Annotated in this window: 25 protein-coding genes and 1 riboswitch; of the genes, 14 read left to right on the forward strand and 11 right to left on the reverse strand. The window is 66.7% G+C overall.

Going from position 1 to position 20,567, the window contains the following annotated elements; translation table 11 throughout:
• Positions 1-7: 7 nt before the first annotated feature.
• Complete coding sequence (locus AB7E83_RS17215) at positions 8-979, reverse strand: D-2-hydroxyacid dehydrogenase family protein (RefSeq protein WP_428571609.1); 972 nt, start codon at positions 977-979, stop codon at positions 8-10.
• 107 nt (positions 980-1,086) lie between these two features.
• Positions 1,087-1,170, forward strand: a riboswitch (S-adenosyl-L-homocysteine riboswitch).
• A gap of 74 nt (positions 1,171-1,244) precedes the next feature.
• Between AB7E83_RS17215 and ahcY the strand changes: the two genes are divergently transcribed.
• Genes ahcY through AB7E83_RS17235 form a run of 4 tightly spaced genes read left to right on the forward strand, consistent with a single transcriptional unit; the run spans position 1,245 to position 4,819 of the window.
• The gene (ahcY, locus tag AB7E83_RS17220) at positions 1,245-2,681 is read left to right on the forward strand and encodes an adenosylhomocysteinase (protein WP_428571611.1); all 1,437 of its coding nucleotides are present in this window, start codon (positions 1,245-1,247) and stop codon (positions 2,679-2,681) included.
• A 13-nt stretch (positions 2,682-2,694) separates the two neighbouring features.
• Positions 2,695-3,441 (forward strand): TlyA family RNA methyltransferase, encoded by a 747-nt coding sequence (locus tag AB7E83_RS17225; RefSeq protein ID WP_428571613.1) that lies wholly within the window; start codon positions 2,695-2,697, stop codon positions 3,439-3,441.
• Complete coding sequence (gene metF / locus AB7E83_RS17230) at positions 3,438-4,265, forward strand: methylenetetrahydrofolate reductase [NAD(P)H] (RefSeq protein ID WP_428571614.1); 828 nt, start codon at positions 3,438-3,440, stop codon at positions 4,263-4,265. The genes AB7E83_RS17225 and metF overlap by 4 nt, the downstream gene beginning before the upstream one ends.
• Before the next feature lie 32 nt (positions 4,266-4,297).
• The gene (locus AB7E83_RS17235; RefSeq protein WP_428571616.1) at positions 4,298-4,819 is read left to right on the forward strand and encodes a septal ring lytic transglycosylase RlpA family protein; all 522 of its coding nucleotides are present in this window, start codon (positions 4,298-4,300) and stop codon (positions 4,817-4,819) included.
• 16 nt (positions 4,820-4,835) lie between these two features.
• Here the strand turns inward: AB7E83_RS17235 and paaE are convergent, their stop codons facing one another.
• The 6 genes from paaE to AB7E83_RS17265 form a co-directional block, all read right to left on the reverse strand.
• Positions 4,836-5,915 (reverse strand): 1,2-phenylacetyl-CoA epoxidase subunit PaaE, encoded by a 1,080-nt coding sequence (gene paaE, locus AB7E83_RS17240; RefSeq protein WP_428571618.1) that lies wholly within the window; start codon positions 5,913-5,915, stop codon positions 4,836-4,838.
• The gene (gene paaD, locus AB7E83_RS17245; RefSeq protein WP_428571620.1) at positions 5,916-6,521 is read right to left on the reverse strand and encodes a 1,2-phenylacetyl-CoA epoxidase subunit PaaD; all 606 of its coding nucleotides are present in this window, start codon (positions 6,519-6,521) and stop codon (positions 5,916-5,918) included.
• Positions 6,437-7,225 (reverse strand): 1,2-phenylacetyl-CoA epoxidase subunit PaaC, encoded by a 789-nt coding sequence (gene paaC, locus AB7E83_RS17250; protein WP_428571622.1) that lies wholly within the window; start codon positions 7,223-7,225, stop codon positions 6,437-6,439. Before paaC ends, paaD begins: the two co-directional genes overlap by 85 nt.
• Positions 7,222-7,518, reverse strand: a complete 297-nt coding sequence (paaB, locus tag AB7E83_RS17255; RefSeq protein ID WP_428571624.1) for a 1,2-phenylacetyl-CoA epoxidase subunit PaaB — start codon at positions 7,516-7,518, stop codon at positions 7,222-7,224. Before paaB ends, paaC begins: the two co-directional genes overlap by 4 nt.
• Positions 7,515-8,522 (reverse strand): 1,2-phenylacetyl-CoA epoxidase subunit PaaA, encoded by a 1,008-nt coding sequence (gene paaA / locus AB7E83_RS17260; RefSeq protein ID WP_428571626.1) that lies wholly within the window; start codon positions 8,520-8,522, stop codon positions 7,515-7,517. The genes paaB and paaA overlap by 4 nt, the downstream gene beginning before the upstream one ends.
• Before the next feature lie 78 nt (positions 8,523-8,600).
• On the reverse strand, positions 8,601-9,494 hold the full coding sequence (locus AB7E83_RS17265; RefSeq protein WP_428571628.1) for a 23S rRNA (adenine(2030)-N(6))-methyltransferase RlmJ: 894 nt from the start codon (positions 9,492-9,494) through the stop codon (positions 8,601-8,603).
• 168 nt (positions 9,495-9,662) lie between these two features.
• Here AB7E83_RS17265 and rplM point away from each other — a divergent pair, with 168 nt between their 5' ends.
• The 5 genes from rplM (at position 9,663) to erpA (ending at position 12,156) form a co-directional block, all read left to right on the forward strand.
• Positions 9,663-10,094, forward strand: coding sequence for a 50S ribosomal protein L13 (rplM, locus tag AB7E83_RS17270; RefSeq protein WP_428571630.1), 432 nt, complete (start codon positions 9,663-9,665; stop codon positions 10,092-10,094).
• A gap of 10 nt (positions 10,095-10,104) precedes the next feature.
• Positions 10,105-10,497 (forward strand): 30S ribosomal protein S9, encoded by a 393-nt coding sequence (rpsI, locus tag AB7E83_RS17275; RefSeq protein WP_428571632.1) that lies wholly within the window; start codon positions 10,105-10,107, stop codon positions 10,495-10,497.
• Positions 10,498-10,576: 79 nt separating this feature from the next.
• Positions 10,577-11,284, forward strand: coding sequence for a DUF6776 family protein (locus AB7E83_RS17280; RefSeq protein ID WP_428571634.1), 708 nt, complete (start codon positions 10,577-10,579; stop codon positions 11,282-11,284).
• A 43-nt stretch (positions 11,285-11,327) separates the two neighbouring features.
• Positions 11,328-11,723, forward strand: coding sequence for a bactofilin family protein (locus AB7E83_RS17285; protein WP_428571636.1), 396 nt, complete (start codon positions 11,328-11,330; stop codon positions 11,721-11,723).
• A 55-nt stretch (positions 11,724-11,778) separates the two neighbouring features.
• Positions 11,779-12,156 (forward strand): iron-sulfur cluster insertion protein ErpA, encoded by a 378-nt coding sequence (gene erpA, locus AB7E83_RS17290; protein WP_428571638.1) that lies wholly within the window; start codon positions 11,779-11,781, stop codon positions 12,154-12,156.
• Positions 12,157-12,178: 22 nt separating this feature from the next.
• Here the strand turns inward: erpA and AB7E83_RS17295 are convergent, their stop codons facing one another.
• Entirely contained in the window at positions 12,179-13,291 is a 1,113-nt protein-coding gene (locus tag AB7E83_RS17295; protein WP_428571640.1) for an anhydro-N-acetylmuramic acid kinase, read from the reverse strand.
• A 27-nt stretch (positions 13,292-13,318) separates the two neighbouring features.
• Positions 13,319-14,680: a peptidoglycan DD-metalloendopeptidase family protein gene (locus tag AB7E83_RS17300; protein ID WP_428571642.1), complete on the reverse strand. Its 1,362-nt coding sequence runs from the start codon at positions 14,678-14,680 to the stop codon at positions 13,319-13,321.
• Positions 14,681-14,845: 165 nt separating this feature from the next.
• On the opposite strand from AB7E83_RS17300, the gene tyrS reads away from it, so the two are divergent.
• The 3 genes from tyrS to dtd are packed head-to-tail and all read left to right on the forward strand — an operon-like array spanning position 14,846 to position 17,485.
• The gene (gene tyrS, locus AB7E83_RS17305) at positions 14,846-16,081 is read left to right on the forward strand and encodes a tyrosine--tRNA ligase (protein ID WP_428571644.1); all 1,236 of its coding nucleotides are present in this window, start codon (positions 14,846-14,848) and stop codon (positions 16,079-16,081) included.
• A 46-nt stretch (positions 16,082-16,127) separates the two neighbouring features.
• Positions 16,128-17,045: a cation diffusion facilitator family transporter gene (locus tag AB7E83_RS17310; RefSeq protein WP_428571645.1), complete on the forward strand. Its 918-nt coding sequence runs from the start codon at positions 16,128-16,130 to the stop codon at positions 17,043-17,045.
• On the forward strand, positions 17,045-17,485 hold the full coding sequence (gene dtd / locus AB7E83_RS17315; protein ID WP_428571647.1) for a D-aminoacyl-tRNA deacylase: 441 nt from the start codon (positions 17,045-17,047) through the stop codon (positions 17,483-17,485). The genes AB7E83_RS17310 and dtd overlap by 1 nt, the downstream gene beginning before the upstream one ends.
• Here the strand turns inward: dtd and ybeY are convergent.
• Positions 17,479-17,937, reverse strand: coding sequence for an rRNA maturation RNase YbeY (gene ybeY / locus AB7E83_RS17320; RefSeq protein WP_428571649.1), 459 nt, complete (start codon positions 17,935-17,937; stop codon positions 17,479-17,481). The two genes, dtd and ybeY, sit on opposite strands and share 7 nt — an antisense overlap.
• A gap of 2 nt (positions 17,938-17,939) precedes the next feature.
• Complete coding sequence (locus tag AB7E83_RS17325; protein ID WP_428571651.1) at positions 17,940-18,884, reverse strand: PhoH family protein; 945 nt, start codon at positions 18,882-18,884, stop codon at positions 17,940-17,942.
• A 44-nt stretch (positions 18,885-18,928) separates the two neighbouring features.
• On the opposite strand from AB7E83_RS17325, the gene ruvA reads away from it, so the two are divergent.
• Both ruvA and AB7E83_RS17335 read left to right on the forward strand, forming a co-directional pair.
• Complete coding sequence (gene ruvA / locus AB7E83_RS17330; RefSeq protein WP_428571653.1) at positions 18,929-19,504, forward strand: Holliday junction branch migration protein RuvA; 576 nt, start codon at positions 18,929-18,931, stop codon at positions 19,502-19,504.
• 35 nt (positions 19,505-19,539) lie between these two features.
• Positions 19,540-20,567 (forward strand): AAA family ATPase (locus tag AB7E83_RS17335; protein WP_428571655.1); only part of this gene is annotated, 1,028 nt, incomplete at its 3' end.

Here is a 20,567-nt window from a genome sequence, read left to right on the forward strand (position 1 = left end):
CGGGCGCTCAGTCCGTCGGCGGCTGCACGAGCCGGATCGGCTGCCCGGCCAACCACGCCTCGATGTCTTCGACGGTGTCCGTGTAGAAGCCGCGGTACGTCGCGTCGGTCACGTAGCCGATGTGCGGCGTGATCAGCACGTTCGGAAGGGCGCGGAACGGGTGGTCGGACCGCAGCGGCTCGGGGTCGAAGACATCGATGCCCGCGCCGGCGATGCGGCCGGACCGCAGGGCGGCGAGCAGGGCGTCCTCGTCGACGATCGTCGCCCGGGCCGTGTTGATCAGGTAGGCCGTCGGCTTCATCAGGGCGATTTCGTCCGCGCCGACCAGGCCGACCGTGCTGGGCCGGAACTTCATGCTGACCGTCACGAAATCGGCGCGGCGGAAGAGCTCCTCCTTCGTCACGCATTCCGCCTCGTGCTCGGCGGCGCGCTCCGGCGTCAGCCGAGGGCTCCAGGCGATGACGCGCATGCCGAAGGCGGCGCCCACGCGCGCCACGCGGCTGCCGACACGTCCGAGCCCCAGCACGCCCAGGGTGCTTCCGTACAGGTCCCGGCCGACCGCTGCCTGCCAGCCGCCGCGCTGCAGATTCTCCTGTTCCGCCGGAAGATTGCGTGCCAGCGCCAGGATGTGCATCCAGGTGAGTTCCGGCGTGCCGGTGTGTTCCGCACTGGTGCCGCACATCACGATGCCGCGCCTTTGCACCGCGGGAATGTCCACGGCCGCATTCACCATCGCGCTGGTGACGATGAGCTTCAGTCGCGGCAGGCGGGCCAGCAGCGAGTCCGTGATGCGGGTGCGCTCCCGCATGAGGCAGACGACGTCGAACGGGCGCAGTCGCTCGGCGAGCGCGTCCTCGTCGGCGAGGTTGTCGGAGAACACCGTGAGCTCCGCGCGGCCGGAAAGCCGCTCCCAGGGGCCGTAACGGAGCGCGACCTGTTGATAGTCGTCGAGGATGGCGATGCGCAGGGATTCGTTCATGGCCGTGATTTAAGCAGGCGCGCGCGCCGCGCGCATCGATTCGATGGATGGGCTGCCATAAATTCACCCGCGCCAGCGGCTCCCGCCGCACCCTTCTATAATTCCGCATATCCGAGGAGCGTTGCAGCGCCCCGTCCCGTTCCGGGATGCGTGGCGCGAGGCTCGGACATCCGCAACGACGCTCACCCACTGTCCCGGTGCGGTGAGTCCCGACTCTCCGCGCAGCAGTGGCCGATCTCAACACTCGAGCTTCTGGAGCCCATTCGTGAACGCTGCCCTCAAAACCACCGCCCCGGCCGATTGCGCCATTGCCGACCTGTCGCTTGCCGCCTGGGGCCGCAAGGAAATCCGCATCGCCGAAACCGAGATGCCCGGCCTGATGGCGATCCGCGAGGAGTTCGCGAAGAGCCAGCCGCTGAAGGGCGCGCGCATCACCGGCTCGCTGCACATGACCATCCAGACCGCCGTGCTGATCGAGACGCTGCAGGCGCTCGGCGCGCAGGTGCGCTGGGCCTCGTGCAACATCTTCTCGACGCAGGACCATGCGGCCGCCGCCATCGCCGCGACCGGCACGCCCGTGTACGCGATCAAGGGCGAGTCGCTCGAGGACTACTGGGACTACACGCACCGCATCTTCGACTTCGGCGCCAAGGGCACCGACGCCGAAGGCCCCAACATGATCCTGGACGACGGCGGCGACGCCACGCTGCTCATGCACCTGGGCAAGCGCGCCGAGAAGGACGCATCGCTCGTCGCCGGCAACGGCCACAGCGAGGAAGAGCGCATCCTGCTCGCCTCGATCCGCAAGAAGCTCGCCGAAGACCCGACGTGGTACAGCCGCAAGAGCGCCAGGATCATCGGCGTGACGGAAGAGACCACGACCGGCGTCAACCGCCTGAAGCAGATGGCCGCGCGCGGCGAGCTGATGTTCAAGGCGATCAACGTCAACGACTCGGTCACCAAGAGCAAGTTCGACAACCTGTATGGCTGCCGTGAGTCGCTGGTCGACGGCATCAAGCGCGCGACCGACGTCATGATCGCCGGCAAGGTGGCGCTCGTGGCCGGCTACGGCGACGTGGGCAAGGGCAGCGCCCAGGCGCTGCGCGCGCTGTCGGCGCAGGTGTGGGTCACCGAAATCGACCCCATCAACGCGCTGCAGGCCTGCATGGAAGGCTACCGCGTCGTCACCATGGACTACGCCGCCGACAAGGCCGACATCTTCGTCACCGCCACCGGCAACAAGGACGTGATCACGCACGACCACATGGCGAAGATGAAGGACCAGGCGATCGTCTGCAACATCGGCCACTTCGACAACGAGATCGACGTGGCGTCGCTCGAAAAGTACGAGTGGGAAGAAATCAAGCCGCAGGTCGACCACGTGATCTTCCCCGACGGCAAGCGCATCATCCTGCTCGCCAAGGGCCGCCTCGTGAACCTCGGCTGCGGCACGGGCCACCCGAGCTACGTGATGTCGTCGTCGTTCGCCAACCAGACCATCGCGCAGATCGAGCTGTTCACGCGCAGCGATTCCTACGACCTGAACAAGGTCTACGTGCTGCCGAAGCACCTGGACGAGAAGGTCGCGCGCCTGCAGCTGCGCAAGCTCGGCGCGATGATGACCGAGCTGACGACGGAGCAGGCCGAATACCTCGGCGTGGCGAAGCAGGGTCCGTACAAGCCGGACACGTACCGCTATTGAGCGGGAGCATGCCTTGCGCGCCGACCAGCTTCTCGTCGAACGCGGGCTCGCAGCGTCGCGCTCGCAGGCGCAGCGCCTGATCGCGGGCGGCGCGCGCTGGTTCGACGGGCGCGCCTGGCGGCCCATCGCCAAGAATGGCGACGAGCTGCCGGCCGCCGCGCAGGTGGAGTTGCTCGATGCGTCCGAGGCGCGCTACGTGTCGCGCGGCGGGCTCAAGCTCGAAGGGGCCTTGCGCGCGGCGGGCATCGACGCGAGCGGCCTGCGCTGCCTCGACGTCGGCCAGTCCACCGGCGGCTTCACCGATTGCCTGTTGCGGCACGGCGCCGCGCATGTCACCGGCGTCGACGTCGGCCACGGCCAGTTGCACGAGTCCCTGCGCGGCGATGCGCGGGTGACGGCGATCGAGAAGGTCAATGCGCGCGAACTCGATGCCGCACGCGTCGGCGGCGACTTCGATCTCGTCGTCGGCGATCTTTCATTCATTTCGCTCGTGCTCGTGCTGCCCGCGCTCGTGCCGCTCATGAAGCCCGGCGCCGCGCTGCTCATGCTCGCGAAGCCGCAATTCGAACTGCAGCCCAGCCAGCTCGGCAAGGGCGGCATCGTGCGCGATGCGTCGCTCCACGCGGTGGTCGAGCGCAAGCTGCGCGACGCCTGCGAGCAGCTCGGCCTGCGCGTGCAGGGCTGGTACGACAGTGCCATCGCCGGCGGCGACGGCAACCGCGAATTCTTCATCCATGCCATCCGGAGGGAAGCGTCATGACGTTCCCCATCAGCCTCGAATATTTCCCCCCCAAGACGGCCGAAGGCGCCGAGAAGCTGCGCGCGGTGCGCCAGCAGCTCTACGCGCTGAAGCCCGAGTTCTGCTCCGTCACCTTCGGCGCCGGCGGCTCCACGCAGGACGGCACGCTGCAGACCGTGACCGAGATCCTGCGCGAAGGCTGCCCGGCCGCGCCGCACCTCTCGTGCATCGGCCAGACGCGCGAATCGATCCGCGAGCGCCTCGCGGCCTACGCAGCCGCGGGCATCCGGCGCATCGTGGCATTGCGCGGCGACCTGCCCAGCGGCTACGGCCTCGGCGGCGAGTTCCGCTACGCGAGCGAGCTCGTCGCGTTCATTCGCAGCGAGACGGGCCGGCAGTTCCACCTCGAAGTCGCGGCCTATCCCGAAGTGCATCCACAGGCGAAGTCGCCCGACTCGGACATCGATGCCTTCATCGCGAAGTGCGAGGCGGGCGCCGATGCGGGCATCACGCAGTATTTCTTCAACGCCGACGCCTATTTCCGCTTCGTCGGCGAGCTTCGCCGGCGCAACGTGAACGTGCCCGTGGTGCCGGGCATCATGCCGATCACGAGTTCGACGCAGCTGATGCGCTTTTCCGACGCGTGCGGCGCGGAGATCCCGCGCTGGATCCGCCTGCGGCTGCAGGCGTTCGGCGACGACACCGCGTCGATCCGCGCCTTCGGGCTCGACGTGGTGACGGACCTGTGCGAGCGCCTGCGCGCCGGCGGCGTGCCCGGCATTCATTTCTACACGATGAACCAGTCGGCGGCGACGACGGATATCTGCCGGAGGCTCGGGCTTTGACGGCGCGAGTCGTCGCATTCGTTTTCGCTGCCTTGCTCGGCGCAAGCGTCGCGGTGCATGCGCAGGACGAATCGCTCGACGCGCTCGACGCGCTCGACGCGCTCGATGCGCTCGACGCGGAGGCCGTGGTTTCGCGGGAGATCGATGCCGAGGCGACGCCCGTGTCGAGCATGGTCGCGGCGGATCCGACGCCGATGCCAGTCGAGCCGGAACGATCGACGGCGCCGCCCGTGGAGCCGGAGTTCGTCGAGCACGACCGCGGCGAGGCTTCGTGGTACGGGCCGCGCTTTCATGGGCGCCGCACGGCCAGCGGCGAGCGCTTCAACATGCATGCGCTCACGGCCGCGCATCCGTCCCTGCCCTTCGGAACGTTGGTGCGCGTCGAGCATGAAGACAGCGGGCGCAGTGTCGAGGTGCGAATCAACGACCGCGGCCCGCACATCAAGAGCCGCATCATCGACCTGAGCCACGCCGCGGCGAAGGCGCTCGGACTGCTGAAGGGGACGGGCGACGTCGTGCTCAGGATCCTGAAGTCGCCGGCCCGCCCGGACTGAGCGCCGCGGTGGCGGCTCAGCGCTCGTCGTAGCTCACGACCACCCTGGCGGTGAGCGGCCGCGACTGGCAGGTCAGCACGAAACCGCGCTCCATTTCGCCCGCTTCGAGCGTGTAGTTCTTCTCCATGTGGACTTCGCCCTCGAGAACGCGGGCGCGGCAGGTGCAGCAGACGCCGCCCTTGCAGGAGTAGGGGAGGTCGAGGCCGGCATCGAGCGCGACGTCGAGCACGCGCTCGCCGGAGGACATTGCAAGATGATGCGTCTTGCCGTCCAGCACGATGTCGAGCTGGTGGTCGGCGGCATGCGGTGTCTCCGGGCGCGGCCGAGCCTTCGGCGCGGGATCGCCCGGCGAAAGGAAGCGCTCGGCATGGATGCTCTCGGCCGACACACCGGCCTTCAGCAGCGTCCGCTCGACCGCTTCGATCATGCCTTCGGGGCCGCAGACGAAGGCTTCGTCGATGGTCTCCGGCGGCACGAGGTACCGGAGCAATTCGGTGACCTTGGCTTCGTCGAGTCGGCCTTGAAGCAGCGCCGTCTCCTGCGGCTGTCGCGAAAGGATGTTCACGAGCGTGAGCCGCGAAGGATAGCGGTCCTTCAGGTCCTGCAGCGCCTCGTTGAACATGATCGTGTTCATGCGCTGGTTGCAGTAGACGAGCGTGAAGCTCGAACCCGGCTCGCCCGCGAGCGTGCTCGCGACGATGGACAGAATGGGCGTGATGCCGGAGCCCGCGGCGAAGCCGACGCGGTGCCGCGCGCCGGCCATGCGCGGGCTGAAGCGGCCATCGGGCGGCATGACGTCGAGCGTCGCGCCTTCGCGCAGGGCGTCCACCGCCCAGCGCGAGAACACGCCGCCTTCGACGGGCTTGATGCCGACGTCGATCTCGCGCGACGCGTCGAAGCGCTGGCGCGGACTGCAGATCGAATAGTTGCGGCGAACCTCCCGCCCGTCGATCGTGGCGCGCAGCGTGAGGAACTGGCCGGGGCGGAATTCGAACTCGCGGGCGAGCGCCTGCGGCACCTCGAACGTGATGGCCGCGGCGCCGGCCGCATCGGGTGTCACGCGCTTGATGGGGAGCGGATGGAAATGGGCGGCCATCTAATAGGGCTTGAAATGGTCGAAGGGCTCGAGGCAGGCGAGGCACTTGAACAGCGCCTTGCACGCGGTGGACCCGAAATGCGAAGTCTCGGTCGTGTCGGACGAGCCACAACGGGGGCAGGCGACCGCTTCGTGCCGGGCGCCGCGCCGCGCGAATCGCACCACGTTGTCCTGGGCCGAAGAGCCGGGCGGCGCGATGCCGAACGCGCGCAGCTTTTCGCGCGCTTCGGGCGTGATCCAGTCGGTGGTCCACGCCGGCGCGAGTCGCGAGACGACGTGCGCCTCGATGCCGTGACCGGCGAGCGCGGCGCGCACGTCCTCCTCGATCTGTTCCATCGCGGGGCAGCCGTTGTACGTGGGCGTGATGACGACCTCGAGCGCGCCGCCGTCCGTCTCGCGGATGTCGCGCAGGATGCCGAGTTCGCGGATGCTCACGACGGGAATCTCGGGGTCGGGCACGGCTTCGAGCGCCGCCCAGGCGAGGTCGATCCTGCGCGCCGATGCGTCATGCGCCGCAGCCCTCACCACGTGGCCCCCGGGTGCTGGCGCGCGAGCGACTGCATCTCGGCGAGCAGCCAGCCGAGATGCTCGGTGTGCAGGCCGCACTTCGCCTGCGGGACGTAGCCGCCGCCTTCGGGACGGCGCAGCGTCGCTTCCTCGAAGGCTTCGTCCACGTCGCGGTTCCATCCGTCGCGCAGCATCGCCATGTCGACACCGGTGCCCTCCTGCAGGGCCTGCCGTTCATGCGGCGAGGCTGTCCAGAACTCCTGCGTGTACGGCAGCAGGTGATCGGCCGCGGCCTGCATGCGTGCGTGCGATTCGTCGGTGCCGTCGCCGAGCCGCACGAGCCAGTCGCGCGCGTGCCGCAAGTGGTAGAGCGTCTCCTTGTACGACTTCGCGGCGATGGCGGCGAGCTGCTCGTCCCTCGACGATTTCAGGGCGTCCCACACCGCCACCATCAACGCGCTGTAGAGAAAATTGCGCGTGATGGTCGTCGCGTAGTCGCGCTCCGCGATGGCGGTGCCGGCCAGCGGTCCGTGGTGCGGCAGTTCGCACAGTGCGTAGTTGCGGAACTGGTGCGGGTCGCGGAAGTAGGCGAGCGTGTCCTCCGTGACGCCATCCCCCATGAAAGCCGCCGCATGCTGGTACAGCAGGCGGGCCTGCCCGATCAGGTCGAGGCTGATGTTCGCGAGCGCGATGTCTTCCTCGAGCACGGGCCCGTGCCCGCACCACTCGGCATTGCGCTGGCCGAGCACGAGCGCGTTGTCGGCGAGCTGAAGCAGGTAATCGACCGGCGCGGCGATGCTCACATGTGCCCCACTGCGTCGGGAATCTCGTAGAAGGTCGGGTGGCGGTAGATCTTGTCCGCCATCGGCTCGAAGAGCTGTTCCTTCTCGTCGGGCTGACTCGCGGTGATCGCGGCCGAAGGCACGACCCAGATGCTCACGCCCTCCTGCCGGCGCGTGTAGACGTCGCGCGCCATCTGCAGCGCCTGGTCGGCGTCGACCGCGTGCAGGCTGCCGCAGTGCTTGTGTTCGAGGCCCTGCTTGCTGCGGACGAACACTTCCCAGAGGGGCCATTCGTTGCGCGGATCGGTGCTCATGCCGCCTCCTTCCTGTCGCTCTTTCGCGGCTTGCGCGCATGCGCGAGCGCCGCATCGCGGACCCACCGGCCCGACTCGTGCGCCTTCACGCGCGTCGCGAGGCGCTCCTTGTTGCACGGGCCGTTGCCGTTGACCACGCTCCAGAAGTCGTCCCAGTCGATCGACCCGTAGGACCAGTGGCCCGTGGTCTCGTCCAGCTTGAGGTCGGGGTCGGGCAGCGTCACGCCGAGCACCTTCGCCTGCGGCACGGTCGCGTCGACGAATTTCTGCCGCAGGTCGTCGTTACTGATGCGCTTGATGCCCCAGTGCATGCTCATCGCGCTGTTGGGGCTGTCCTTGTCGGGCGGGCCGAACATCGCGAGGACCGGCCACCACCAGCGGTTCACCGCGTCCTGCACCATCGCGCGCTGCGCCGCCGTGCCTTTCATGAGCGTCATGAGGCTGTCGAAGCCCTGCCGCTGGTGGAAGCTCTCCTCCTTGCAGATGCGGATCATGGCGCGCGCGTACGGACCGTAGCTGCAGCGGCAGATGGGAATCTGGTTCATGATCGCCGCGCCGTCGACCAGCCAGCCGATCACGCCGATGTCGGCCCAGGTGAGCGTCGGGTAGTTGAAGATCGAGCTGTATTTGGCCTTGCCCGAGTGCAGCGCATCGAGCATCCGGTCGCGGCTCGTGCCCAGCGTTTCGGCCGCACTGTAGAGATAGAGGCCGTGGCCGCCTTCGTCCTGCACCTTGGCCAGCAGGATCGCCTTGCGCTTGAGCGAAGGCGCGCGCGAGATCCAGTTTCCCTCGGGCTGCATGCCGACGATCTCGCTGTGCGCATGCTGGCTGATCTGCCGCACGAGCGTCTTGCGATACGCCTCGGGCATCCAGTCCTGCGGTTCGATCTTGCGGTCGGCATCCATCTTGGCATCGAAGGCCGCCTGCTCGTCGCTGGCCGCGGCGGGCACGGCTTGAAGCCGAGCCGAGTCGGCGCCTGGAAGGTCGAGGGCTTGGGTGTACATGCCCGAAGTATAGTTTTTAACCGACCGCCCGGTCGGTTAATTGCGGATGGCCGGGCGATCGGCGGGGCCGCCGCCGATTCAGCGCCCGCCGCTTTCGAGGACGTGGCCCTTGCCGCGTCCGCGTCCCAGCACGTCCACCAGTTGCGGCAGCGAAAGCTGCAGGCCCGCCTTCAGCGTGTGCGGGGGGTTGACGATGAAGACCCCGCTCGCCGTCAGGCCCGGACGCTTGGCGGGCTCGCCCGGCACCGGCTTCTCCTCGGACTGGCCGATGGCCAGCGTCGCGTGGAGCCAGGACTTTCCGGCCTGGTTGGCCAGCGTCTTCAGCCGGCGGGGCAGTTCGTGCGCCTCCGGGCGCGGAATGACCGGATACCAGACCATGTACGTCCCGGTCGAAAAGCGCCTCAGGCTGTCCTGCAGGCAAGCGGCGACCTTGCCGTAGTCGTTCTTCAGCTCGTAGCTCGGGTCGATCAGCACGAGCCCGCGCCGCGAAGGCGGCGGCAGCAAGGCCTTGAGTCCCTCGAATCCATCCGCTCGCTGCACGTGGACCTGGCGACCCGCCTCCAGTTGCTCCACATGCGACTCGAGCGATTTGCTGTCGGTCGGGTGGAGCTCGAACAGGTGGAGCTTGTCGCGCGCCTGCTGCCTCAGCAACGCCTGAGTGACGAAAGGGGAGCCGGGATAGACGCGCACTGCCTTGCCCTCCCGGTTGAAGCTGCGCACGAGGTCGAGATAATCCTGCACGAGCGGCGTCGGCTCGGCGAGCGCAAGGAGCTTGCGGATGCCTTCGTCGGCCTCGCCCGAGGTGTGGGCGAAATCGTCGTCGAGCCGGTACAGGCCCGCGCCCGCGTGGGTGTCGATGACCGCGAGCGCCGTGGGCTTCGCGGTGAGGTGCTTCACGACGGCGATGAGCACCGTGTGCTTCAGGACGTCGGCGTGGTTGCCGGCATGGAAGCCGTGGCGGTAGCTGAACATCCCCCATTCTCATATAATGGCGGGCTTCGCAGCGCTTATGTCGTCCCGCTCGCGAATTCGGAGGCGCCCTGACGGGTGCGCCGATGCGCCGAAGGCGCACCCCACCTAAGAGGTCCCCACCAGAGGGACGCCGACCGTGGAATAGGACGCGCCAAACCAGGAAATCTCATGTCTACCACTGTCAGCGCCAAGCCCGCTGACGTGAAGCACGAGTGGTTTGTGATTGACGCCACCGACAAGGTGCTCGGCCGGGTAGCCAGCGAAGCTGCCCTCCGACTGCGCGGCAAGCACAAGGCCATTTACACGCCTCACGTCGACACCGGCGACTTCATCGTCGTCATCAACGCCAGCAAGCTGCGCGTGACGGGCTCGAAAGAGCTCAACAAGATGTACTACCGCCACACGGGCTACCCCGGCGGCATCCGCGAAACCAACTTCCGCGACATGCAGAACCGGCACCCCGGTCGCGCGCTCGAGAAGGCCGTCAAGGGCATGCTGCCCAAGGGTCCCCTCGGCTACGCCATGATCAAGAAGCTCAAGGTGTACGGCGGCGGCGAGCACCCGCACACCGCCCAGCAACCCCAGCCGCTGGAAATCTGAGGAGCCCACGATGATTGGTGAATGGAACAATGGCACCGGCCGCCGCAAGAGCAGCGTCGCCCGCGTGTTTCTGAAAAAGGGCTCCGGCACGATCACGGTCAATGGCAAGGACATCGCCGAGTTCTTCGGCCGCCAGACCTCGATCATGATCGCGAAGCAGCCCCTGATGCTGACCAACCACGCCGAGACGTTCGACATCCAGGTCAACGTCCGCGGTGGCGGCGAGTCGGGCCAGGCCGGCGCCGTGCGCCACGGCATCACCCGCGCCCTGATCGACTGGGACGGCACGCTCAAGCCCGCCCTCTCGCAAGCCGGGTTCGTCACGCGTGACGCCCGCGAAGTGGAACGCAAGAAGGTCGGCCTCCACTCCGCCCGCCGCCGCAAGCAGTTCTCGAAGCGCTAAGCCTTCGTCACTGCCGCGAAAGGAAAGCCGCACAAGTTCGCAACTTGCTGCGGCTTTTTTCGTTGCGACGCACCGACCCATGAGACTCAAGCTCCTGAGGCGCCGCCTCACGATCAGCGCGCCCCGCATGGCGGTGCGCAGTGCCATGCCCTGGCCGCTGCGCTGGGCGGTGGTCGCGATCGTTCTCGGCTTCTGTGGCGCCATCGCGCTCTGGGCGTTCGAATTCGGCAAGGAAATCGCCGGCCTCGACAGCGGCGCCAAGGAAGAGCTGGTGCAGCTGCGCGCCGACATGGCCAAGCTGCGCGAGGAGCGCGACAAGGCGCAGTCGATCTTCAACACCTCCGCCAGCCTGCTCACGGCCGAGAAGGCGGCGCAGGAAAAACTCACGGCGCAGATCAAGACGCTGGAATCCGAAAACCGGGCGCTGCGCGACGACCTGGGCTTCTTCGAGAAGCTGATCCCCGCCGGCGGCGCGGAAGGCGTCGCCATCCGGGGCCTGCAGGCGGAAGTTCTCGCCGGCACGCAGGTCAAATGGCAGGTGCTCGTGATCCAGCCCGTCAAGGACGCCCCGGAATTCCGGGGCAAGCTCGAGCTCACCGTCTCCGGCGCCCTCAACGGCAAGCCCTGGAGCATGACGCTGCCGGGCGGGCCGATGGCTCTGCAGTTCCGGCAGTACCGCCGCGTCGAAGGCATGCTCGACCTGCCGCCGCAGGCCGTCGTCAGGAATGTTTCCGCAAAACTGCTGGAGGGAGCGGCCACAAGAGCGGTCCAAACCGTTACCCTGTAGGGCATCAGACTTCTTCGATTCGACAGTTGTGGAGAAACAAGACATGTTCGGCAAGAAAGCCCAGCCCCCCATCAAGAGCCTCATTGCCATCGGCAGCCGCATCGAGGGCGACATCAAGTTCACCGAAGGTCTGCGGGTCGACGGTGAAATCTTCGGCGACGTCCGCGCCAACCCGGAACAGTCGAGCCTGCTCGTGATCTCCGAGGCGGCGGTGGTTCAGGGCGAAATCCATGCCGATCACGTGATCATCAACGGAACGGTCCGCGGCCCGGTCCATGCACGCGAACTGCTCGAACTGCAGCCGAAGGCGCAGATCGAGGGCGACGTGTCCTACCGCGCGCTCGAGATGCACCAGGGCGCCACCATCTCCGGACAGCTGAAGCCGCTGCTCGCGGGCGAAGAAAAGCCCACACTCAAATTGGCGGCAAACAACCACTGAAGCATGTTCGCGGCCATGGTCGCGTACCATGCGAGACTAGCCGACGGAGATTCCCATGACCGCAGTTGCCGAAACCACCTCCACCGCCTCGCAGGCGCAGATGCCCGATCCGCTGGTCTTCACCGACAGCGCGGCAGCCAAGGTGGCCGACCTGATCGCCGAGGAGGGCAATCCCGAACTCAAGCTGCGCGTGTTCGTGCAGGGTGGCGGATGCTCCGGCTTCCAGTACGGCTTCACGTTCGACGAGATCGCGAACGAGGACGACACGGTCATGACCAAGAATGGCGTGTCCCTGCTCATCGATGCCATGAGCTACCAGTACCTCGTGGGGGCCGAGATCGACTACAAGGAAGATCTCCAGGGCGCGCAGTTCGTGATCAAGAACCCGAACGCGACCACCACCTGCGGTTGCGGCTCGAGCTTCTCGGCCTGACGAATTCGAAAGCGGCCCCGGTTCACGCCGGGTAGATCGCACCCAGCACACGGGCGCCTCGGGCGCCCGTTGTCGTTGTGAGCTCCAGCTTCTCGCGGCGCACGGCCTTGCGCGCGAGCCAGGCAAAGGCGAGCGCTTCGACCTGAAGCGGCGGTACGCCGGCGTCGTCGCTGGCGACGACGGCGACTCCGGGCAGCAAGTCCGCCAGCCGGTTCATCAAATGGGTGTTGAGCGCGCCGCCGCCGCAGACGATCAATCGCGCGAGGTCGTAGCGGGCGGCATCGTGGGCGCATGCCAGCGCGGTCAACTCCGCGAGGGTGGCCTGCACGTCACGCGCGCGGGCGGCGACGGCGGCGAGAAGGTGCTGCTCGAGCCAGGGGCGGTTGAACAGGTCGCGTCCCGTGCTCTTGGGCGGCGGCAGCGCGAAGAACGGCTCGCCCCGCATCGCCTGCAACAGCGGCCGCACGACGTGGCCCGACGCGGCCCAGGCGCCTGCGTCGTCGAAGGGCGCACCCGTGTGCAGATGGCACCAGAAATCCATCAACGCATTCCCCGGCCCGCAGTCGAAGCCGAGCAGGCCGCCGTCGGCGCGAAGCACCGTCAGGTTGGAGATGCCGCCGATGTTCAGCACGCCGACGTTTTGTCCGCCCGTCGCGAAAGCGTCCCGATGGAAGAACGGCGCGAGCGGCGCACCCTGACCGCCCGCGGCGACGTCGCGGCTGCGGAAATCGCAGGCCACCGAGATGCCGGTGAGCTCCGCCAGCAGCGCGGGCTGGTTGAGCTGGAGCGTGTAGCCGGTGCCGTCGAACATGCCCGGGCGGTGGCGCACCGTCTGCCCGTGGGCGCCGATGGCCTCGACCTGCGCGGGCGAGATGTGCGAGTGCAGGAGCAATTGCTCGACGACGCTGGCATAGACGCGAGCGAGGTCATTGGACGCGAGCGCGGCGCGATGCAATTCGTCGCCGCCGGACGTGTTGAGCGCGAGGAGCTCCGAGCGCAGCTCCGCCGGGAAGGGCGCGCTCGCGTGCGCGAGCACGTTGGCGGATGCGGAAGCGAAATCGGCCAGCACGCCGTCGACGCCGTCGAGCGACGTGCCGGACATGAGGCCGATGAAGAGTTCGGGCATGGGGCTCATGTTAGCCCCATGCAGGCGCCCGAGGGCTCAGCGGGCCGAGGCGACCAGCGACACTGCCGAAACGGTGGCGAGGTGCGAGCGCATCGTGCTCGCCAGCTTGTCGAAGTCCGCGCGCGCCTGCGCCGTGAGGGCCACGCCTTGGCTCTGGCGCATGGCCTGCAACGGATCCTTGTGGACACCGTTCTCGCGGAATTCGAAGTGCAGGTGCGGGCCCGTCACGATGCCCGTCGCGCCGATGGCGCCGATGTGCTGGCCGCGAGCGACTTTCTGGCCCACCCGCACGTCGATGCGGCTCAGGTGCGCATACAGCGTGTGGTCGCCGTCGCCATGGGAGATGGTGATGACGTTGCCGTAGCCGCCCTGCACGCCCGCGAACTGGACGACGCCGTCGCCGATCGTGCGCACCGGCGTGCCGATGGGGCCGCCGTAATCCACGCCCATGTGCTTCTTCCACATGTGATGCACGGGATGGAATCGCATCGCGAAACCGCTCGTGATGCGCGAGATCGCGACCGGCGACGCAAGGTAGGCGCGGTCGAGGTTCTGGCCGTTGAGGTCGTAGTACCGGCCCGGCATGCCGGGGGTCTCGAACCACACGCCCTGATGAGCCCGGCCGTTGTTCACGTATTCGGCGGAGACGACCCGCCCGGTGCGCAGCGCCTCGCCGTCGCCCTCGAGCGTTTCGTAGACGACGCTGAAACGATCGCCTTTCTTCAGGCCGCGGTGGAAATCGATCGCGCCCGAAAACATCTCGACCAGCTGCATCGTCACCGCCTCGGGAATGCCGGCTTCGTCGACCGCGCCGAACAGCGTCTGGCGCACCACGCCGCTGCCGACGCGCTGCGAGGCGACGAGCGCCCCGGTTTCCATGCGCGCCGCGAACTTGCCCTGCGCGTCGCGCGAGATCACCACGCGCTGGAAGCTGCGCTCGTCGGTCGCCCAGCGCGCGACGAGCTTCAGCAGCGAATGATCGTCCGACGCTTCCGCCGTGATCGTCTGGCCGGGCCGGCCGAGGAGCCAGGTGCGGAAGATGTTGTCGGTGCGCAGGAAGGACGCGGCGGCGGGATCGTTGACGCCGAGCCGGGCCAGGAGGGATTCGACCGTGTCGCTGCCGCGCACGGTGTCGGTGCGAAAGAGAGCGAAGCGGAACGCGTCGAGCGCCTCGACCTGCGAGGCGAGGGGCGTCGCGGGTTCGACCGTCTCGACGACCTGCCGCAGGGGCGGGGGGATCTCCGGTGCGGGACCCAGCGATGCCACGGCGAAGGCCCCGCCGCCGCCGCACAGCAGCAGCGCCGCGACGAGTGCCGTGACGTGTTTAGGATGATGCTCGAGCGCGTGCGCCGTGCGCTCCACGAGGCGCCGCGTCGTCGTCCATAAACCGTTGTTCAACTGCGCATCTCCGGGATGGATGGTTCGTCCTACAAGCCTAGGAGAAGATCCCCTACGCGAACATGAGACGAAGGGCTGACGACCTTCGGCGAAAAACTGCCGCAACTAGAATCGGCGAGCGCAAGTATAGCCACGGGTTCAGCTCGGCAGTCAAAAAAAATCCTTATGAATCAAGCCTCTGTTACAAATGACTTTCCCGTGACCGACCGCGTTCGCGCGGCGCTGGCGGTCACGCTGCGGGGGGCCGAGGAACTGCTGCCAGCCGACGAATGGTTGAAGAAGCTGGCCCGCGCGGAGGCGACCGGCAAGCCGCTTCGCATCAAGCTCGGCCTCGATCCCACCGCGCCGGACATCCATGTGGGACACACCGTCGTCCTCAACAAGATGCGGCAGTTGCAAGACCTGGGCCACACCGTCATCTTCCTGATCGGCGACTTCACGACGATGATCGGCGACCCGTCCGGCCGAAACACGACCCGTCCGCCGCTGACGCGGGAGCAGATCGAGTCGAATGCCGAGACCTACAAGGCGCAGGCGTTCAAGGTGCTGGACCCGGAAAAGACCGAGCTGCGCTTCAACAGCGAATGGAGCGATCCGCTCGGCGCACGCGGCATGATCCAGCTTGCGGCGAAGTACACGGTGGCGCGGATGATGGAGCGCAACGACTTCCACGAGCGGTTCAAGGCCGGCACCTCCATCTCGGTCCACGAATTCCTGTACCCGCTGATGCAGGGCTACGACTCGGTGGCCCTGAAGAGCGACCTGGAGCTCGGCGGCACCGACCAGAAGTTCAACCTGCTCATGGGCCGCCACCTGCAGCAGGAGTATGGGCAGGAGCCGCAGTGCATCCTCACGATGCCGCTGCTCGAAGGGCTCGACGGCGTCGAGAAGATGTCCAAGAGCAAGAACAACTACATCGGCATCACGGAGAACGCGAACACGATGTTCGCCAAGGTTATGTCGATCTCCGACACCCTGATGTGGCGCTGGTATACGCTCCTGAGCTTCCGCACCGAGGCCGAGATCGCGGCGCTGCGCGCGGAAGTCGAGGGCGGGCGCAACCCGCGGGATGCGAAGGTCATGCTGGGCAAGGAAATCGCGGCGCGATTTCATGGCACAGCCGCGGCGGAGGCGGCGGAGCAGGACTTCGTGAACCGCAGCCGGGGCGGCGTGCCCGACGAGATCCCCGACGTCGCCGTGACCGGCGCTCCGCTGGGCATCGCACAGTTGCTGAAGCAGGCCGGGCTGGCGCCGTCCACCAGCGAGGCGAACCGCCTCATCGATGCGGGCGGGGTTCGCGTGGACTCGTCCGTGATCGGCGACAAGGCCCTGAAACTGGAGCGCGGCACGTACGTCGTCCAGGTGGGCAAGCGTCGGTTCGCGCGCGTGACCTTGAATTGAAGCGTGAGGCGATCTGTCCAGGCACGCGCAGCGCGACAATACACCGATGTCGCTGGCCGATTCCGCGAAACGCCTGAACCCCGAACTGCTGCTGCGCGCGTCGATCGCCGTGGCCGTGCTCACGATCGGCCTCAAGACCCTCGCCTGGTGGGTCACCGGCTCGGTCGGGCTGCTCTCCGACGCGATGGAGTCGCTGGTCAATCTTGCCAGCGCCATCTTCGCCCTCGTGATGGTCCGTATCGCGGCGCGGCCCGCGGACGAGGACCATCCGCACGGGCACCACAAGGCTGAATACTTCTCCTCCGGATTCGAGGGCCTGGCCATCATCGTGGCCGCGCTCGCGATCATGTGGGCGGCGGCGCCGCGCTTCCTCGCGCCGCAGGGGCTGGAGGACGTCGGCCTGGGCCTTGCCTTGTCCGTCGCGAGTTCGGCGATCAATGGCGCGCTCGCCTGGGCGATGCTGCAGTCGGCCCAGGCGAATCGATCGATGGCGCTCGAAGCCGACGCGCGCCACCTGATCACCGATGTCTGGACCTCGGCCGGCGTCGTCGTCGGCATCGGCCTGGTGGCCGCGTCGGGCTGGCACTGGCTCGATCCGGCGGTGGCCTTCGCGGTCGCGCTCAATATCCTGCGCGAAGGCGCGAGCCTCGTCTGGCGTTCATCGCAGGGGCTGATGGACAAGCGCGTGGAGCGCGAGGTGATGGACGCGATCCGCGAGACCCTGACGGTCTTCGAGCACCCGACCATCCGCTTCGACCACATCTCCTCCCGGCGGTCGGGCAGCCGCCGCTTCGTCCACCTGCACATGCACATGCCCGCGGGCTGGACGCTCGGCCGCGCCGCGGCCTTGCGAACCAGCGTCGAGCAGGCCTTGATGAGCGCGGTGCCGGGATTGCGCGCAACCATCGAACTGCTGCCGACCAACGTCGAGGCGCATTTCGAGGACGAACGGGACCTGATCTGATGCTGGCCGTGGCGCAACGCGTGAGCGAAGCGAGCGTGACCGTCTCGGGCGAGGTGATCGGACAGATCGGGCCGGGCCTGCTCGTGCTCGTCTGCGCGGAGCGCGGGGATGGCGAAGCCCAGGCGGACAAGCTGCTGGCGAAGCTTCTCAAGCTGCGCATCTTCTCCGGCGACGCCGGCAAGATGAACCGCAGCGTGCAGGACATGGGCGGCGGACTCCTGCTCGTGAGCCAGTTCACGCTGGCCGCCGACACGAGCGGCGGCAACCGTCCGAGCTTCACGAATGCCGCGCCGCCCGACGAGGGGCGGCGTCTCTACGACTACTTCGTCGCTCGCGCGCGCGCCGCGCACCCGGTCGTGCAGACCGGCGAATTCGCGGCCGACATGAAGGTGCGGCTCGTGAACGACGGGCCCGTCACGATACCGATGCGCGTTCAGTAGGGGTTGCCGAATCCCAGGCTTGCCAGGATCAGGATCTCGGCGGCTTCCATCTCCAGGGCGTCCGCGTCGCCCGTTTCGTGGTCGTAACCCTGCGCATGGAGCGTGCCGTGGACGAGCAGATGCGCATAGTGCGCCTCGAGCGTCTTGCCTTGCTCGGCGGCCTCGCGCTCGACGACCGGCGCGCACAGCACGAGGTCGGCGGTGACCACCGGCGTCCGCGTGTAGTCGAAGGTGAGGACGTTGGTCGCGTAGTCCTTGCGGCGATAGTCCCGGTTGAGCGCGCGGCCTTCGTCCTCCCCGACGATGCGGATCCCGATTTCGCCGGGCGCTCGCAATGCGGCGTCGACCCAGCGCCCGACTTTTGCGCGGCTCAGCAGTGCGCGGTGCATCTGGATGCCCGGAAATTCGCCGAACTGCAATGAGAGATCGAGCCTCGTGCCGGGTGCCGCCATGCTCACTTGTCCTTGGACCGCGCCGCGTCGTAGGCATCGACGATGCGCGCCACGAGCGGATGCCGCACCACGTCCGCGCTCGTGAAGTGCGTGTGCGCGATGCCTTTCACCCGGCGCAGCACCCGTTCGGCATCGATCAGTCCCGAGGGTTGCCCCCTGGCGAGGTCGATCTGGCTCACATCGCCCGTCACCACGCACTTGCTGCCGAAGCCGATGCGCGTGAGGAACATCTTCATCTGCTCCGGCGTCGTGTTCTGCGCTTCGTCGAGGATCACGAAGGCGTTGTTCAGCGTGCGGCCGCGCATGAAGGCGAGCGGCGCGATTTCCAGCGCATTGCGCTCGAAGGCCTTGGTCACGCGCTCGAAGCCCATCAGGTCGTACAGCGCGTCGTAGAGGGGTCGCAGATACGGGTCGACCTTCTGCGTCAGATCGCCGGGCAGGAAGCCCAGCTTCTCGCCCGCTTCGACGGCGGGCCGCGTGAGCACGATGCGCTGTACCGCGCTGCGCTCCAGCGCATCGACGGCGCAGGCGACCGCGAGGTAGGTCTTGCCGGTGCCCGCGGGGCCGATGCCGAAAGTGATGTCGTGGTTGGCGATGTTGTCGAGATAGACCGACTGGTTCGGCGTGCGCGCCTTCAGGTCGGTGCGCCGCGTGTGCAGCACCTGCGAGCCGTCCGCGTCATCCTCGGCGAGGGGCGCGTCGCCCGCGACCATCAGCTGCACGCGATCGCGCGGAATCGCGCGGCCCGCCATCTCGTACATCGACATCAGCACGTCGAGTGCGCGGCCCGCCTTGGCCTTCGCCCCTTCGACGCGGAAGTGCTCCTGCCGATGGGATATCTTCACCTGCAGCGCCTGCTCGATGGTGCGCAGGTGTTCGTCCATGGGACCGCACAGGTGGCCGAGGCGGGTGTTGTTGAGGGGCGCGAAGTCGTGTTTGAGAATCAAGCCGATAATCCTGTCGAGGACGGAACGAAGCCAGCGGGAAGGCAATGATAGGCAGATTGAACGGGATTTTGAGCGACCGGAACCCGCCCCAGGTGCTGGTGGATTGCCATGGCGTCGGCTACGAGGTCGACGTGCCCATGAGCACGTTCTACAACCTCCCCGGCGTGGGCGAGAAGGTGTCGCTGCTCACGCACTTCGTGGTGCGGGAAGACGCGCAGATCCTGTTCGGCTTCGGCACGGCCGCGGAGCGCGAGGCGTTTCGTCAGCTCATCAAGATTTCCGGCGTTGGCCCGCGCACCGCGTTGTCGGTGCTCTCGGGCATGAGCGTGGGCGACATCGCGCAGGCGGTGACCGCGCAGGACGCGAGCCGGCTGGTGAAAGTCCCGGGCATCGGCAAGAAGACCGCCGAGCGCCTGCTGCTCGAACTCAAGGGCAAGTTCGGCGCGGACATCGGCGCCGACGGCGCGGCCGCGGCCAGCGACGACCAGGCCGACATCCTGCAGGCGCTCGTCGCCCTCGGCTACAGCGACAAGGAAGCCTCCGCAGCGCTGAAAGCCCTGCCGAAGGACGTGGGCGTGAGCGAGGGCATCAAGCTTGCGTTGAAGTCGTTGGCGCGATGATCAGACGTATCGAATAAAGACGAGGCGATCCCCAAATGCTGATCACACGCTTGAAGCTGAAAAACTGGCGAAATTTTCGGGATGTCGACGTCGAACTCGGACCGCGCGGGTATGTTATCGGTGCGAATGCCTCTGGTAAATCAAACCTACTTGATGTGTTTCGGTTCCTCCGGACAATCGCCCAGAGTGAAGGGGGAGGGCTGCAGAAGGCACTGAAAGACCGCGGAGGGCTAAGCAAGCTACGAAGCCTTCATGCTCGGACAGATCCCGAAGTCAGAATCGAAGTGGATGTTACGGATGATCCCGATGACGAAGTGCCCGCATGGAGCTATGTGCTTGCCTTCAAGTCGGAGGGGAAGGGGCTTCAGCGTGTTCTTATTCAGGAGGAGGCTGTTTTCAAAAGCGGTAGCAAGCTTTTCACACGCCCCAACTCGGATGATAAAAGGGATTCTGCTAGGCTTACCCAGACCCACCTTGAGCAGATCAATGAGAACTCGGAGTTTCGCGAACTTGTTGCGCACTTCGCAGCCACCATTTATCTTCATTTGGTTCCGCAATTATTGAAACATAGCGACGAAATCAGTGGCCGAATTGTCGAGAACGACCCCTTTGGCCAAGGGCTGCTACAGCGCATTGCGCGCACGCCCAACAAGACTCGAGAGTCTCGACTGAAGCGGATTCAGAAAGCCTTGGAGGTGGCGGTTCCACAATTTTCGGAGCTCCATTTCGAACAGGATCAAGCTACCGGAGCACCGCACTTGAAGGCGAACTTCAAGCATTGGCGAGTGCATGGTTCGTGGCAGCGCGAAGATCAGTTCTCAGATGGAACATTGAGACTCATCGGCTTCCTTTGGGCCTTGCAGGAAGGTGATGGCCTGTTGCTCTTGGAAGAACCGGAACTTTCACTCAACGATGCAATTACCGCTCATATCCCATTGATGATCGATCGAGTTCTACGATTGCGGAAAAAGGGAAGTTTCCTTCGCCAAGTAATAAGCTCGACCCACAGCGAGACTTTGATTGGGGCTGTCCCGGATGTGAGTTCGATTCTGCTACTGGAGCC

This window comes from Ramlibacter sp., from assembly GCF_050250995.1.
GTDB lineage: Bacteria > Pseudomonadota > Gammaproteobacteria > Burkholderiales > Burkholderiaceae_C > Ramlibacter.

Bases quoted from the DNA above. Each gene is read 5' to 3' on its own strand.
- rpsI (WP_428571632.1), top strand. From the start codon at position 10,105: ATGATTGGTGAATGGAACAATGGCACCGGCCGCCGCAAGAGCAGCGTC.
- AB7E83_RS17280 (WP_428571634.1), top strand. From the start codon at position 10,577: ATGAGACTCAAGCTCCTGAGGCGCCGCCTCACGATCAGCGCGCCCCGC.
- AB7E83_RS17265 (WP_428571628.1), bottom strand. From the start codon at position 9,494: ATGTTCAGCTACCGCCACGGCTTCCATGCCGGCAACCACGCCGACGTC.
- metF (WP_428571614.1), top strand. From the start codon at position 3,438: ATGACGTTCCCCATCAGCCTCGAATATTTCCCCCCCAAGACGGCCGAA.
- AB7E83_RS17285 (WP_428571636.1), top strand. From the start codon at position 11,328: ATGTTCGGCAAGAAAGCCCAGCCCCCCATCAAGAGCCTCATTGCCATC.
- tyrS (WP_428571644.1), top strand. From the start codon at position 14,846: ATGAATCAAGCCTCTGTTACAAATGACTTTCCCGTGACCGACCGCGTT.
- dtd (WP_428571647.1), top strand. From the start codon at position 17,045: ATGCTGGCCGTGGCGCAACGCGTGAGCGAAGCGAGCGTGACCGTCTCG.
- AB7E83_RS17310 (WP_428571645.1), top strand. From the start codon at position 16,128: ATGTCGCTGGCCGATTCCGCGAAACGCCTGAACCCCGAACTGCTGCTG.
- rplM (WP_428571630.1), top strand. From the start codon at position 9,663: ATGTCTACCACTGTCAGCGCCAAGCCCGCTGACGTGAAGCACGAGTGG.
- ruvA (WP_428571653.1), top strand. From the start codon at position 18,929: ATGATAGGCAGATTGAACGGGATTTTGAGCGACCGGAACCCGCCCCAG.
- AB7E83_RS17295 (WP_428571640.1), bottom strand. From the start codon at position 13,291: ATGAGCCCCATGCCCGAACTCTTCATCGGCCTCATGTCCGGCACGTCG.
- paaE (WP_428571618.1), bottom strand. From the start codon at position 5,915: ATGGCCGCCCATTTCCATCCGCTCCCCATCAAGCGCGTGACACCCGAT.
- AB7E83_RS17215 (WP_428571609.1), bottom strand. From the start codon at position 979: ATGAACGAATCCCTGCGCATCGCCATCCTCGACGACTATCAACAGGTC.
- erpA (WP_428571638.1), top strand. From the start codon at position 11,779: ATGACCGCAGTTGCCGAAACCACCTCCACCGCCTCGCAGGCGCAGATG.
- ybeY (WP_428571649.1), bottom strand. From the start codon at position 17,937: ATGGCGGCACCCGGCACGAGGCTCGATCTCTCATTGCAGTTCGGCGAA.
- paaB (WP_428571624.1), bottom strand. From the start codon at position 7,518: ATGAGCACCGATCCGCGCAACGAATGGCCCCTCTGGGAAGTGTTCGTC.
- paaA (WP_428571626.1), bottom strand. From the start codon at position 8,522: ATGTACACCCAAGCCCTCGACCTTCCAGGCGCCGACTCGGCTCGGCTT.